This is a genomic window from Helicobacter pylori, from assembly GCF_002832345.1.
Lineage (GTDB): Bacteria > Campylobacterota > Campylobacteria > Campylobacterales > Helicobacteraceae > Helicobacter > Helicobacter pylori_CP.
In genome coordinates this window covers 1-12,900 of the sequence record NZ_PHLZ01000014.1, presented here as the reverse complement: position 1 = coordinate 12,900, position 12,900 = coordinate 1, and the positions used below count along the sequence as shown (strand labels likewise).

The window sequence follows — 12,900 nt, the reverse complement described above, 5'->3', positions numbered from 1 at the left end:
AGGAAATGGTAGTGTTAAAAAAGATGATAGGTTTGGTGGTGGTTTTAAGTGTTTTATTAGCCAGAGACAACCCTTTTGAGCCTGAAATCAATTCCAAGAATTTGCAAGGGGGCTTTAATGGGATCTATGATAGCTATTTTAAAGAAATCCATGTGGATTTGCCCACGAGTGCTAGGATTTTAAAACAAATCACGCTCACTTACCAGGATATTGATGGCTCTATCCATTCTAAAGTCGTGGGCATTGATAAAAGCATTGATTGGCACTACCCTTTAAAACTTTCCCAACACACCCTTAATCAAGCCGCCTTTGAAAAACGCTACCAGATCCAAGATTTTGATTTTTTAATGGCAAACAACACGATAATTTTGCGCTCCCCTTATAAAATTTTGCGCTCTTTTGTGTTAGTCAATCCTTATAGAATCGTGTTAGACACGCAAAAAGGCCCTTTGGATATTTATCAAAATATGGATTTAAACCAGAAGTTTTTTTCTCACATTAAAGTCGGCACGCACAAAGATTATTACCGCATCACGCTCATTTTAGACGGGAAATACCGCTATCTTTTGGAAGAAAAAAATGGGGCGTATGAATTAAAATTGAAATAAAAGCATGCAACATTTAGTCTTAATCGGTTTTATGGGGAGCGGTAAAAGCTCTTTAGCGCAAGAATTGGGGCTGGCTTTGAAATTAGAAGTGTTGGATACGGATATGATCATTAGCGAGAGGGTGGGCTTGAGCGTGAGAGAGATTTTTGAAGAGCTTGGCGAAGACAATTTCAGGATGTTTGAAAAAAATTTGATTGATGAATTAAAAACGCTCAAAACCCCCCATGTTATTTCTACCGGTGGGGGCATTGTGATGCATGATAACCTTAAGGGTTTAGGCACAACTTTTTATCTGAAAATTGATTTTGAGACCTTGATTAAGCGTTTGAACCAAAAAGAAAGGGAAAAACGCCCCCTTTTGAATGATCTCACTCAAGCTAAAGAGCTTTTTGAAAAACGTCAAGCTCTCTATGAAAAAAACGCCTCCTTTATCATTGATGCAAGGGGTGGTTTAAATAATTCTTTAAAACAAGTGCTACAATTCATCGCATAAATTCTTTTTAAAGGCCTTTTGATGTTAAGTAGAGACATTGTCCAATATTCCAAGATCCGCACCGAGTTATACGCTTATCTTACCTATTTGTTTTCGCACAATATCCGCAACCACCTCCCTGAAATCACTTTGGATTATTTAAACAAACAGATCAGAAGAATGCATGCTGAAATCAAAATGGCAAAAAGTTTTTTTGTGTTAGACGCTAAAGGCATGCTAATTCTTAAGCCAAGCCAACTTAAAGAGGAAGGGCATAAGGAGGGGATATTAGAGCATGATTTAACAGAAGGGATTGAATTAGAATCGCATGCCAGTTTTAGCGATAAATATTATTTTTATCAAGCCGTGAATGAAAAGCGTTGCATTTTAACCGACCCTTACCCTTCTAAAAAAGGAAACCATTTGGTAGTGAGCGCATCTTACCCGGTGTATGATCAAAATAACGATCTAGCGTTTGTGGTGTGCTTGCAAATCCCTTTGAGGGTGGCGATTGAAATCAGCTCGCCTTCAAAGTATTTCAGGACCTTTAGCGAGGGGAGCATGGTCATGTATTTTATGATTTCTATCATGCTCACTTTAGTGTCGCTGCTTTTATTTGTGAAATGCATTTCTAGCTTTTGGACAGCGATTGTCAATTTTAGCAGTTTTGACATTAAAGAAGTGTTCCACCCCATTGTGCTTTTAACCCTAGCCTTAGCCACCTTTGATCTAGTCAAGGCGATTTTTGAAGAGGAAGTTTTGGGTAAAAATAGCGGGGACAACCACCATGCGATCCACCGCACGATGATCAGGTTTTTAGGCTCTATCATTATCGCATTAGCCATTGAAGCGTTAATGCTCGTGTTTAAATTCAGCGTGAGCGAACCGGATAAAATCACTTATGCGGTGTATTTGGCTATTGGCGTGGCAGTGCTTTTGATCAGTTTAGCGATTTATGTTAAATTCGCTTATAGCGTGTTGCCCAAACGAGAACGCTAAGAGTTTAAAAATTTTCTTTTAAGCGTTTGAAAATCCTCTTCAATCTAAAAAAAACGTATTCTAAAAGGGTTTTTGGATTGAGTAGGGGGGCAAGAAATTCAAAGGTTTTTTGTTTGTCTTTAAGGCTTAAACATTCTGTCATTTGCTTAAGGAATTTCACGGAATATTCAGCATAAAAAGGGGTTTTTAAAAGAGTCTCATGCCATTCTTTAGAATATAAAGCAGTGGGTGAAATCCAAGGTTTTCCTACAAAATAAAAATGCAGCATGACGATTTCTTGTTGGTTAGGAATGAAGCGTTTTTGATTGAGCATGAAAGGGTGGGCGTTGTAAATATAAGGTAATTGTAAAACTTTTTGATAGCATGCGAGCGTTAAAATATCCTGTTCAGGGCAAAACACGCATTGGCCTTTTTGATGGGCTAAATTGAATAGTTTATCTTCTAAATGATCAGCACGCCATAGCTTTAAATTCACGATTAAAAACCCAACATTATAGTGGTTTTCACAAATGATTTTCATGTCTTTTTCTTTAAGGTAATGCTCATAGAGAGAAAATTTTTGGCGAGGCTCTCTCTCCCTTTCCATTTGAAAGCGTTTAAGGCTTTTAGGAGAAGAAAAATCTTTAGCCGCTCCAAAATAATAAGAATCTAGCGGGATAAAAAAACTCTCGCTCACATCGTTTAAAAACAAAGTGTCCGCATCAAACATGATGATTTTGTCGTATTGTGGGAATAAAGACGCCAAAAACAAGCGGCACATGACCATTTTAGAAAAGCGCGTTTTAGCGTAAATATTGAGTTGCAAAAAAGCTTCATGGATTTTATCAATCACAGAGGGTTCTACTGAAGGGGTGTAAAGATTAGGGGTTGAAATGTCTAAAAAATCCACGCTCATAAAAGTGCTAAAGGGGGCTAGAGTTTCTTTTAATTTGCACTGGTTTTCAAGGCTTAAGTTATCCACTAGGCAGTGGATCTTATAAAAAAGTTTTTTATCATGGTGTTCTGTTTTAGCGCAAGCTAGCATGGAATACAAGCTCACGCCAGCCGGCATGGCATAGTGATTGTCAAAAGCGATGACAATAGGAATAATAATACTCATTTTAAGTGGTTTTCCTAAAATAGGTTTTTAATTGAATTTAATCCGAAGTTGAATTTATTTTTTTGAATATTATACTATAATAACCAATTAGATTGGGGTTTTACTGATTTTTCTTTGTGTGAGCTTTGGCTTAGTTTTGTAAGGAATGAGATGATAAAGAGTTGGACTAAAAAGTGGTTTTTGATTTTATTTTTAATGGCGAGTTGTTTCAGTCATTTGGTGGCTACAACCGGTGAGAAATATTTTAAAATGGCTACTCAAGCCTTTAAGAAAGGGGATTACCATAAAGCGGTGGCTTTTTATAAGAGGAGCTGTAATTTAAGGGTGGGGGTTGGTTGCACGAGTTTAGGCTCTATGTATGAAGATGGCGATGGCGTGGATCAGAACATTCCAAAAGCCGTTTTTTATTACAGAAGAGGGTGCAATTTAAGGAATCATCTCGCTTGCGCGAGTTTAGGCTCTATGTATGAAGATGGTGATGACGTTCAAAAAAACCTTCCAAAGGCTCTCTATTATTATAGGAGAGGGTGCCACTTAAAGGGTGGGGTGAGCTGCGGGAGTTTAGGTTTTATGTATTTTAATGGCACGGGCGTTAAGCAAAATTATGCCAAAGCCATTTCTCTTTCTAAATACGCTTGCAGTTTGAATTACGGCATTAGTTGTAACTTTGCAGGGTATATGTATAGGAACGCCAAAGGTGTGGAGAAGGATTTGAAAAAAGCCCTTGCGAATTTTAAAAGAGGGTGCCATTTAAAAGATGGGGCGAGCTGTGTGAGCTTGGGATACATGTATGAAGTCGGTATGGATGTCAAACAAAATGGAGAGCAAGCCTTGAATCTTTATAAAAAGGGTTGTCATTTAAAAGAAGGGAGCGGTTGCCATAATGTGGCGGTGATGTATTACACGGGTAAGGGCGCTCCAAAGGATTTAGATAAAGCCGTTTCATATTACAAGAAAGGGTGTACTTTAGGCTTTAGTGGTAGCTGTAAAGTGTTAAAAGAAGTGATTGGTAAGAAGTTTGATGATTTGCAAGATGATGCGCAAAACGACACGTAAGACGATACGCAATAAGCTAAAGCTTAGGGGCTAATCATTAAAACTCATCTTATAGGAATCTTTCACCTCTCTTGCTATCAAATAGGGATTAATATTCTCTATTGATGAAAATTGAGAATGCGATAAAAATCTACAAATTTAGGGTTTGGATTTATTCCCATATTGATAATGAAAATACTCAAAGGCCTTTTAAAATAAATATAAAAGAGCTTGCACAAGACACAAGCGATAATTTTTTAAAGCGCTTCTTTAGGGGGTTTAATGGGGTTAAAGGGGGCGTTATTTCAAAATCCCCCTATCCGCTTTAAGAAATAGCTCTACCACAAAAAAATTAACCATAAAAAAAGCTTAAAAACAAGTTTTTTAAAAAAGAATATTGAATCAAGCTTATTCCTATTTGATAAAAACAAAAACTAATCAAAATAAAATTAAAAATCCAATCAAAAAGGAGTTTTTATAACTCTTTATAGGATTTTACAAGCTTATAGCGACAAAACTTTTTGTTGGTTTTGTTAAAAATCCTTTGAGTCTTTTAGCCTTTCACTCAATATTCGTATAAAGCGCGACCACATCATCATCGTCTTCAATCCTATCCAATAATTTTTCGGTAAGCTCCATTTGTTCGTCATTCAATTCAATGGGCGTTGTGGCGATGCGTTGCAAACCCGCTTTTAAAATGGGCAATCTCAAGCTTTCAAACCCCTCATTTAAGAGTTTGAAGCTGTTATAATCCCCCCTAATAATAATCTTGTCTTCCACTTCTTCTAATTCTTCCAAACCATAATCAATGAGAGCGAATTCTAAATCTTCTAGGCTGAGTTTTAAATTTTCCACTTCATTTTTCAAGCATTCAAACACGCTTTTTCGGTTAAACATAAACTCTAAAGAGCCATTAGGCACGATGCTTGCCCCTTGCGTTTTATTGAAATAGCTTTTAAGGTTGGCAATGGTTCTGGTGGGGTTATCAGTCATGCATTCCATAATGATTAGCACGCCAAAATTCGCCTTACCCTCATAAGTGATTTCACTCAAATTCCCCTCTTTACTGCTCGCTCTTTTAATCGCTGCGTCAATATTGTCTTTAGGCATGTTTTGCGCTTTAGCGTTTAAAATCGCTGTCCGTAGTTTGGCGTTCGTGTCCGGCTCGCTCCCGCCATCTTTTGCCGCTAGAGTGATCGCTTTGGCGAGCTTGGGGAAAACCTTACTCATCTTATCCCATCGTTTTTCTTTAGCCGCTCTTCTGTATTCAAACGCTCGTCCCATTCAATTCCTTTGTAATAAGTTAGCCACTTCTTTAGCATGATAGCTAATAATCATATCCGCTCCCGCTCTTTTAAAACAAGTCATCGTTTCTAACAGAACGCTTTCATAATTGATTAAGTTGTGTTGTTGCGCGAGTTTGAGCATGGCGTATTCCCCGCTCACATTATAGAGCGCTAAAGGGAGCAAAGTGTGATCTCTAATTTCTTTAACAATATCCAAATACGCCAAAGCCGGTTTCACCATTAAAATATCTGCGCCCTGTTTTTCATCTTCTAAACTTTCTAAAAGCGCTTCTTTTTGATTAGCGTAATCCATTTGATAGCTTTTGCGATCGCCAAAACTCGGCGCAGAGTTTGCCGCATCTCTAAAAGGCCCATAGTAACTGCTCGCAAATTTAGTGGAATAGCTCATGATGGGCGTGTGAAAATACCCAGCCTTATCTAGCGCTTTTCTCAAGCTTAAAACATTGCCATCCATCATGTTGCTTGGGGCTAGAATATCCACACCGCTTTCAGCTAAAATAAGCCCTTGAAGATTTAAAATCTCTAGCGTTTTATCGTTAGACACAGAAGCGTTTTCTAAAATCCCGCAATGCCCATGGTCGGTGTATTCACAAAAACACAAATCCGCTATAACGATCAAATCCTTAAATCGTTTTTTAATTTCTCTCGTAGCTTTTGCGACAATGTGATCCTTATTTAACGCATGGCTTCCTGTTGCGTCCTTATGTTTAGGAATGCCAAACAATAAAACGGCTTTGATGCCTAAACCCACTAATTCTTCGCATTCTTTTAAAAGAGGCTCGATACTCATTTGATAAACGCCAGGCATGGAACTGATTTCATTTTTAATATAACTACCGCTTTCTATGACAAATAAGGGAGCGATGAAATCATCAATATTTAAACGCGTTTCTCTTAACATCGCTCTTAAATTTTCGCTGCTTCGTAATCTTCTCAATCGTTTGAACATGTTCTCTCTTTTTGTTTTTCTTTAACCCCACAATTGGCTTTTTCTGTTCCCTTCATTCCGCTCACCTCTCTCAAATTTTCGGGGGGGGGGGGTAGCTCTTCATTGTCCTCTTCTAAATCGTAAAAACTATTAAAAACGCAATCATGGATAGTGAAACAAATTCTTCCGTTGCTGTAATGATAGCTCAAATTCAATCCCATAGCCTCTAAAGCGTTTTTAATGATATACATGCCTAACCCAAAACCATGGGCTTGGCTGGGGTTAGAAGATTTAAAATAAGGTTGCAAATACTTTTCAAAATCTTCTTTTAAAGGTTTGCTTTTATTAGACACCACCAAATCATTGCCGATGAAATCCAAAAACACCTGTTTGTCATCGCTGTATTTAATCGCATTATCCACCATGTTTTTTAACGCTATAGCAAACAATTCAAAATCCGCTTCAATAATGTAACTGGAAGAGGACACATGGATAGGGCTTTTTTTATCTTCGTCAATCAAAAGCATTTTTTCAATTTTATCGATCAAATCGCTCATTAAAAATTTTTCTTTATTGCTCCCATAGTTTTTAGAAGCGAGCTGCTCAATGCGGGCAAATTGCTCAATCAGCGTGTTTAGGTGATCAAAAATGGAAATGAAGCGTTTTTGTGGCAATTCTTCTTTGAGCATAGAGCTTAGTATTTTGCCCTTAGTGATAGGGGTGCGTAATTCATGCATGATAGAGCGCAAAAATAAAACCCGAGATTCATTCATCGCATTGATTTTAAGAATACAATTGTCAAATTCGTTAGCCAGATCCCCTATTTCATCTTTTTGCTTGCTTTTACAACTCACGCTTTTATCCCCTTGAGCGAAGCGCTTCACTTGAGATCTCAACTCTCTTAAGGGCAATAAACTCTGTAAAACAAATAAAAAGAGGAATAAAATCAATAACAAACCCACCGTAATCGCTAAGAAATAATTCCTGTAAGAAACCGAATGCAAATCTTTATAAAGCACAAAATGCTCATCCTTTTTTAAAAGGATAAAAACCATGTCGCTGAATTTAAACACCTCAGCATACCCAATATTTCTGTGGTGCAACTGGTGGCGTCTTTTGGCTAAAACCTTTTCTAAATTTTCTATTGTGGTTTCTCTAAAACCGATTTTATAGAGGTAATCTTCTATGGCTCTATAATCAGAGTAGTTATTTAAAATTTCATTGATAGTGGTAACAAACTGATAATGGCGCATTTCGTTTTGATAGTTTTCATGGCTGATTTGAGAAGACACGAAATAATAAGCGAACGCTCCAAAACTAAAGAGCGTTATCATAAACAAAGCGACAACCTTAAAAAAGATAGAGAAACGCAAAACCCCTTAACTCCTCATTAGAATCAGTATTCTAATTTGTAACCAATCCCTCTAACAGAGATGATGTATTGCGGTTGCTTAGGATTTTTTTCAATCTTGGATCGCAAACGGCCAATGATCACATCAATGCTTTTATTAGAGCTTTCAGGGTTGATGCTCTCGCTCTCAATCGCAATGCTTTCACGGCTAAACACATAACCTTTTTTGCTAATGAGAAGCGAAAGGATTTCATATTCAGCCCTGGTTAAGTCTAGCTTTTTTTCATGCATATACACTTCTCGGCTATCCTTATCTACCCTAAAGATATTCGCATCGCCTGGCTCACTCACTTCTTCTTTTTTATGAGAACGCCTGAGTAAGGATTGGATGCGAGCTAATAATTCCTTAGGATCATAGGGTTTAGGGAGGTAATCATCAGCCCCATAATCTAGCGCTTTAATCTTATCTTCCACATCGCTTCTTGCTGAAGAAATAATAATAGGGATATGTTTTTGTTTGGAGATGCGCCTACACACTTCAAGCCCATCTAAATTAGGCAAAGTCAAATCCAACAACAACAAATCATAATTTTGTGTGTTAGCCGCACTAATGCCGGTATATGGCTCATCGTAATTGGTTACATGAATGCCATGTTGGAGCAAAAACTCGCTCAAAAACTCGGCTAATTCTATATCATCTTCTATCATTAAAACTTCTATCATACTTCAATTAACTCCTTCAATGATTTCTGCAACTTTAAAAACGATTAACTTTGTTAATGTTTTAGGGAACTAATTCTAGCATTTTATTATTAAAGATACCTTGAAAATATCTTAAAAATAAAAATTCAAAACATTATCATAGTTATTAATGGAATTTAAGGCTTTGTTTTCATGGAATATTGAAAATTAAAGCCTTATTTTTTAATGTTTTTAAATAATTCCTTTGATCGTTTTTCACTCTGTGTTTTCTCGCTCCAAAGATTCTAATCGTTTTTCAAGCACGCTCAATTGGTATTGCAAGAAACGCGCCACCAAATCCAAACGCTCCATGGCTTCTTTTTCTTCTAAAGCCTGTATGCCTTTAAACAACACTAAGGTCCTCTCTAATAAATTTTTTAAAAAAACCCGCTCGTTTGGAATTAACACTTGCGTGGGGTTTTTGGGTGCGATTTCTTCTGTAATGATTTCTGGCACCTCTTCTTCTTTTTCTTCTGTGATTTTTTCTTGCGTTTCTATTTTAGCAGCGTTTTTAGTAGCGTTTTTTGGCTCTAAAGGGGCATTAGCATTTTTAGGGTTTGGGGTGTTTTGCAAATAAGGGGGCGTTTTGAAAAAAGAGGGCGTTTTTTGCGCCGCATCAAAGTTATTATCAATGGTTTTAGCCATTTTTTCAATTTCACTAAGGGTTTCTGAAATAATGTTTTTCAATTCCATTCTACCAGCCATTTTTCTAAATTCTCAACGCTCAAACGATCCCCTTTGATAAAATTTAAATAGTGCTGCTTTAACAATGCATCGTGTTTGAAAGGAGCGAGATTTTTTTGGATTTTTTCCAAACGCTTCATTTGTTTTAACGCCTCTGCATGGTCAGGGGTTTTTTTTAAAATATTAATATAAATTTGCAACGCTTCTTCAAAAAACCCTTGTTCTTCATAAATATTAGCGAGCGTGATAGTTTCTAATGGCATGCGTTTCTCTTAATCGTTTTTAATCCCTAATCTCTAAACGCCATTTTTAGACTCTGACTTGGGTGCGTAAAAAACTAAAAGCCGGTAAGGGTGCGGGCAGTCGCACTAAATTCACATTCCCGCTATGGATAGTTTCTAACTGGGTGTTATTTTCTAAAAGGATTTTATACAGCACTAAATAAGAGCGTTTTTCAAAGGTGTAAATCTTGCCAATTTCATTGACTATGGGCGTGATAGCCGCATTTTTGGGGGCGATGATTTCATAAGCGGTGTTAGTGGTCGTGGTGAATTTGCATGCAAAAAAACGCCCGTCTTCGGTTATTTCGCCATTGACTTGAAAATCCCCTTCGCTAATGGCTGTTTGGTGGTTTTGAGTATCCAACCTTTCAAAAGGCCTTCGCATCAAATAGCCGTCCGTAAAACCCCTGTTTTTAAGCGTGTTCAATTCGCTAGTATAAAAACTCGGCTTTAAGGTGTTATGGTAAAAATCATCAACCGCTAAACGATAGATGCGCGTGGTTTGCGCGGCGTAGTAACTGGACTTGGTGCGCCCTTCAATCTTAAGCGCGCTAATGGCGTTTGAACTTAAAATTTCAGCGATATGGCCAGAGAGATTCAAATCTTTAGCGTTAAAAATATGCGTGCCTACACCCTCTTCTTCAACCAACCTCATCATCACGCCGTTATCAGGGTTTTTCACATAATATTCATAATCAAACCGGCAATCATTCGCGCAACTCCCTCTATTAGGCACGCGCCCCTTTTGTAAGGCCGAAATCAAGCAACGCCCTGAAAAGGCAAAGCACATGCTCCCATGCACAAAGATTTCTAATTCTAAATCGGGTAAGGCTTTTTTAATCTCAATCGCATCATTCAGGCTCAATTCCCTCGCGCACACAATGCGTTTAACCCCTAAATCATAAAACACTTGCGCATCTAGCAAATTTAAGACATTCGCTTGCGTGGATAAATGGATGGGAATATGCGGGGCGATTTTTAAAGCGAGTTTCACCACCCCAGGCGCAGCGATAATGAAAGCGTCTGGCTCTAATTCTGCCATTTTGTAAATATGTTCTTCTAAAAGTTTGAGCTGTGAATTGAAAGGGAAACCATTGATCGTGGCATAGACTTTTTTATTCAAGGCATGGGCGTAGTCAATCCCTTCTTTAAAGGTCTCTAAAGTGAATTCCTTGCCTGCGCGATTGCGTAAAGAAAAATGGCTCACTCCCCCATAAACCGCATCAGCCCCATAGTTGAGAGCGATCTTAAGTTTTTTTAAATTACCAGCGGGAGAGAGTAATTCAACTTGGTTCAAAACTACTTGGCTCCAAAAGAAGCGATCAAGGCTTCAATATCATCAGCGCTGGCTAAATCTTTATCGTCATCGCCGGTGATAAAAGTCGCTGAACTCACGCGCTTAGAATCATCAATTTTGCCTTCAAAAAGCGAATTCATGTATTGGCTGAGCGCTCGCATGACATTGACCACTCGTTCAATTTTTTGGCGGTGGATGTCTTGAAACTGCATAATATCCATCGCTTGCATGGAGCTATCAGAGCAATTAGCGGCTTCTTCTTCAATGCTTTTAAGGGCGTTTAGGATTTCTTGTTGTTCGTTGAGTGCGGTTTTAAAAGATTCCACATGGGGGAAATGGCCATGCAAATTGTCAAAAATTTCTTGGTGTTTTTGCAAAGGTTCTTGGATTTTTTTAACCATTTTAGCGATCTTTTCAGCGCTAGCCCCGATCAAATCCAATTGATCAAAAATTTGCGTGGCTTTCACTTCAGAATCTCTTGTAACATCATCTAATTGATGCACGACTTTATGCTCTTCAGTGGGGGGAGGGGGAGGCCATTCATTGGGGCTAATCTTGCCGTATTTTTCAGCGTCTTCTTTTTTGACGGTCATTTTTTGGCTAGAGCTTTCTTTGGATTCTTTAACCTCTTCTTTCTCTTTAGCTTCCTCTTTAGTCTCTCCTTTAGTCTCTTCTTTAGCCTCTAAGGCTTCCAAATTTTCTAAATCGCCACCATTCATCAAAGCGTCTAATTCTTCTTGTGTCATTGTTGTTCCTTGCCAATTGGTTTTAAAAAGCGTTTTATAGTAACCATAATTGATTAGCTGTCATTTTAGCGCACTTAAGCTTTAGCAATCAAAACGCCTTCTAAAATCGCATCAATATCGCCGTCTAGTATCGCTTCCACATTGCTATAAGCGGTATTGGAGCGCGCGTCTTTGACTTGCTGGTAGGGGGCTAGGACATAACTTCTTATTTGATGCCCCCAGCCGATCTCGCTTTTTTCTTCATTTTTGGCGGTGCTTTGCTGCTTTTCTAATTCCAATTCATAAAGCTTGGATTTAAGCATTTTTAACGCGCTCGCTTTGTTTTTATGCTGGCTCCTGTCGTTTTGGCATTGCACCACAATACCGGTAGGGAAATGCGTGATCCTGACTGCACTTTCTGTTTTATTGACATGCTGACCGCCCGCCCCACTGGCCCTATAATAATCGTAACGGACATCTTTTTCATCAATTTCAATATCAATATCATCGTCTAATTCAGGGCTAATTTGCACGCTCGCAAAACTCGTGTGCCGTTTGGCGTTCGCATCAAAGGGCGAAATCCTTACAAGCCTATGCACCCCGCTTTCATTTTTCAAATAGCCATAAGCGTTTTCGCCCTTAATGATAAAGGCGACCCCTTTAATGCCCGCTTCTTCGCCATCTTGATAATCTAAAATCTCGCTTTTAAAGCCCCTTCTTTCCGCCCATCTCAAATACATGCGATACAAGATACTCGCCCAATCCTGGCTCTCCGTCCCTCCCGCTCCAGGCTGAATGGTGATAATAGCGTTTGAAGCGTCGTTTTCACCGCTTAGCATGATTTCAATTTCTACTTTTTGGACGCTGTGTTCTAAAGTAGGAGCCTCTTCATAAAGTAAGGATAAAGTAACCTCATCGTTATCGTTTTGAGCGAGTTCAAACAATTCCACGCTTTCATCTAAAGAATTTTTGGTTTTTTGATAGGTTTCTAGCAAGCGGTTCAAGCGCACTTTTTCTTTATTGGTGTCTCTAGCCTTTAAGACATCTTGCCAAAAATTAGGGTCTTCTTGCTCTTTTTCAATGCGTTCTAATTCTTGCTTGATCTTTTCAGGCTTGATGATCAAAGCGATATTATCGCATTTGTTTTGCAAGCTTTTTAACAATTCGCTATAGGTGTAGTTATCCACAAACAGAACCTTTATGAGTGGGGTTTTGAACTTGCCATTATAGCATTGTTGAAAGCCATTTTAACCACCCAAAGCAGAAATCCCAAATATCTTTAGTGTTTGGGATGAATGCTACCAATTCATGGTATCATATCCCCATACATTCGTATCTAGCGCAGGAAGTGCGCAAAGTTACGCCTTTGGAGA

General features: G+C 38.3%; 15 protein-coding genes. 5 read left to right on the top strand and 10 right to left on the bottom strand.

The annotated features are described in order from the left end of the window. Nucleotides 1–11: 11 nt before the first annotated feature. From CXY28_RS05005 to CXY28_RS04995, 3 genes are read left to right on the top strand one after another with little or no spacing between them, the layout of a single operon-like run. Complete coding sequence (locus tag CXY28_RS05005) at nucleotides 12–608, top strand: AMIN domain-containing protein (protein WP_181325030.1); 597 nt, start codon at nucleotides 12–14, stop codon at nucleotides 606–608. Between the two features lie 4 nt (nucleotides 609–612). Continuing rightward, nucleotides 613–1,101: a shikimate kinase gene (locus CXY28_RS05000; RefSeq protein ID WP_001164284.1), complete on the top strand. Its 489-nt coding sequence runs from the start codon at nucleotides 613–615 to the stop codon at nucleotides 1,099–1,101. Between the two features lie 21 nt (nucleotides 1,102–1,122). Next, the gene (locus tag CXY28_RS04995) at nucleotides 1,123–2,079 is read left to right on the top strand and encodes a PDC sensor domain-containing protein (protein WP_052936910.1); all 957 of its coding nucleotides are present in this window, start codon (nucleotides 1,123–1,125) and stop codon (nucleotides 2,077–2,079) included. 4 nt (nucleotides 2,080–2,083) lie between these two features. Here CXY28_RS04995 and rfaJ read toward each other — a convergent pair whose 3' ends face one another. Continuing rightward, nucleotides 2,084–3,178, bottom strand: coding sequence for an HP0159 family lipopolysaccharide 1,6-glucosyltransferase (rfaJ, locus tag CXY28_RS04990; RefSeq protein ID WP_100979758.1), 1,095 nt, complete (start codon nucleotides 3,176–3,178; stop codon nucleotides 2,084–2,086). Between the two features lie 150 nt (nucleotides 3,179–3,328). Here rfaJ and hcpD point away from each other — a divergent pair, with 150 nt between their 5' ends. Together hcpD and CXY28_RS08960 are read left to right on the top strand one after the other, a co-directional pair. Next, on the top strand, nucleotides 3,329–4,234 hold the full coding sequence (gene hcpD / locus CXY28_RS04985; RefSeq protein ID WP_100979756.1) for a Sel1-like repeat protein HcpD: 906 nt from the start codon (nucleotides 3,329–3,331) through the stop codon (nucleotides 4,232–4,234). A gap of 104 nt (nucleotides 4,235–4,338) precedes the next feature. Beyond that, nucleotides 4,339–4,542, top strand: a complete 204-nt coding sequence (locus tag CXY28_RS08960; RefSeq protein WP_100979754.1) for a hypothetical protein — start codon at nucleotides 4,339–4,341, stop codon at nucleotides 4,540–4,542. A 232-nt stretch (nucleotides 4,543–4,774) separates the two neighbouring features. Here the strand turns inward: CXY28_RS08960 and CXY28_RS04975 are convergent, their stop codons facing one another. The 9 genes from CXY28_RS04975 to prfB form a co-directional block, all read right to left on the bottom strand. Further along, nucleotides 4,775–5,497 (bottom strand): YebC/PmpR family DNA-binding transcriptional regulator, encoded by a 723-nt coding sequence (locus tag CXY28_RS04975; protein WP_000532085.1) that lies wholly within the window; start codon nucleotides 5,495–5,497, stop codon nucleotides 4,775–4,777. Further along, nucleotides 5,498–6,469 carry a porphobilinogen synthase gene (gene hemB / locus CXY28_RS04970; protein ID WP_100979752.1) on the bottom strand — a complete coding sequence of 324 codons (972 nt, stop codon included), beginning with the start codon at nucleotides 6,467–6,469 and terminating at the stop codon, nucleotides 5,498–5,500. Then, on the bottom strand, nucleotides 6,454–7,821 hold the full coding sequence (gene arsS / locus CXY28_RS04965) for an acid-sensing histidine kinase ArsS (RefSeq protein ID WP_100979750.1): 1,368 nt from the start codon (nucleotides 7,819–7,821) through the stop codon (nucleotides 6,454–6,456). The genes hemB and arsS overlap by 16 nt, the downstream gene beginning before the upstream one ends. Before the next feature lie 23 nt (nucleotides 7,822–7,844). Beyond that, nucleotides 7,845–8,522, bottom strand: coding sequence for an acid response regulator transcription factor ArsR (gene arsR, locus CXY28_RS04960; RefSeq protein ID WP_000573710.1), 678 nt, complete (start codon nucleotides 8,520–8,522; stop codon nucleotides 7,845–7,847). A 234-nt stretch (nucleotides 8,523–8,756) separates the two neighbouring features. Further along, nucleotides 8,757–9,233: a CiaD-like domain-containing protein gene (locus tag CXY28_RS04955; protein WP_198542620.1), complete on the bottom strand. Its 477-nt coding sequence runs from the start codon at nucleotides 9,231–9,233 to the stop codon at nucleotides 8,757–8,759. Next, a complete protein-coding gene (locus CXY28_RS04950; RefSeq protein ID WP_015644659.1) occupies nucleotides 9,224–9,487 on the bottom strand; it encodes a tetratricopeptide repeat protein in 264 nt (87 codons plus the stop codon). The genes CXY28_RS04955 and CXY28_RS04950 overlap by 10 nt, the downstream gene beginning before the upstream one ends. Before the next feature lie 46 nt (nucleotides 9,488–9,533). Continuing rightward, the gene (locus CXY28_RS04945; protein WP_015644658.1) at nucleotides 9,534–10,802 is read right to left on the bottom strand and encodes a peptidase U32 family protein; all 1,269 of its coding nucleotides are present in this window, start codon (nucleotides 10,800–10,802) and stop codon (nucleotides 9,534–9,536) included. A 2-nt stretch (nucleotides 10,803–10,804) separates the two neighbouring features. After that, complete coding sequence (gene cheZ / locus CXY28_RS04940; RefSeq protein ID WP_100979746.1) at nucleotides 10,805–11,548, bottom strand: protein phosphatase CheZ; 744 nt, start codon at nucleotides 11,546–11,548, stop codon at nucleotides 10,805–10,807. A gap of 74 nt (nucleotides 11,549–11,622) precedes the next feature. After that, the gene (gene prfB, locus CXY28_RS04935) at nucleotides 11,623–12,714 is read right to left on the bottom strand and encodes a peptide chain release factor 2 (protein ID WP_100979744.1); all 1,092 of its coding nucleotides are present in this window, start codon (nucleotides 12,712–12,714) and stop codon (nucleotides 11,623–11,625) included. Between the last annotated feature and the right edge of the window lie 186 nt (nucleotides 12,715–12,900).

Bases quoted from the DNA above. Each gene is read 5' to 3' on its own strand.
- rfaJ (WP_100979758.1), bottom strand. From the start codon at position 3,178: ATGAGTATTATTATTCCTATTGTCATCGCTTTTGACAATCACTATGCC.
- cheZ (WP_100979746.1), bottom strand. From the start codon at position 11,548: ATGACACAAGAAGAATTAGACGCTTTGATGAATGGTGGCGATTTAGAA.
- CXY28_RS04955 (WP_198542620.1), bottom strand. From the start codon at position 9,233: ATGGAATTGAAAAACATTATTTCAGAAACCCTTAGTGAAATTGAAAAA.
- arsR (WP_000573710.1), bottom strand. From the start codon at position 8,522: ATGATAGAAGTTTTAATGATAGAAGATGATATAGAATTAGCCGAGTTT.
- CXY28_RS05000 (WP_001164284.1), top strand. From the start codon at position 613: ATGCAACATTTAGTCTTAATCGGTTTTATGGGGAGCGGTAAAAGCTCT.
- CXY28_RS04950 (WP_015644659.1), bottom strand. From the start codon at position 9,487: ATGCCATTAGAAACTATCACGCTCGCTAATATTTATGAAGAACAAGGG.
- CXY28_RS04995 (WP_052936910.1), top strand. From the start codon at position 1,123: ATGTTAAGTAGAGACATTGTCCAATATTCCAAGATCCGCACCGAGTTA.
- hcpD (WP_100979756.1), top strand. From the start codon at position 3,329: ATGATAAAGAGTTGGACTAAAAAGTGGTTTTTGATTTTATTTTTAATG.
- CXY28_RS04975 (WP_000532085.1), bottom strand. From the start codon at position 5,497: ATGGGACGAGCGTTTGAATACAGAAGAGCGGCTAAAGAAAAACGATGG.
- CXY28_RS08960 (WP_100979754.1), top strand. From the start codon at position 4,339: ATGAAAATTGAGAATGCGATAAAAATCTACAAATTTAGGGTTTGGATT.
- hemB (WP_100979752.1), bottom strand. From the start codon at position 6,469: ATGTTCAAACGATTGAGAAGATTACGAAGCAGCGAAAATTTAAGAGCG.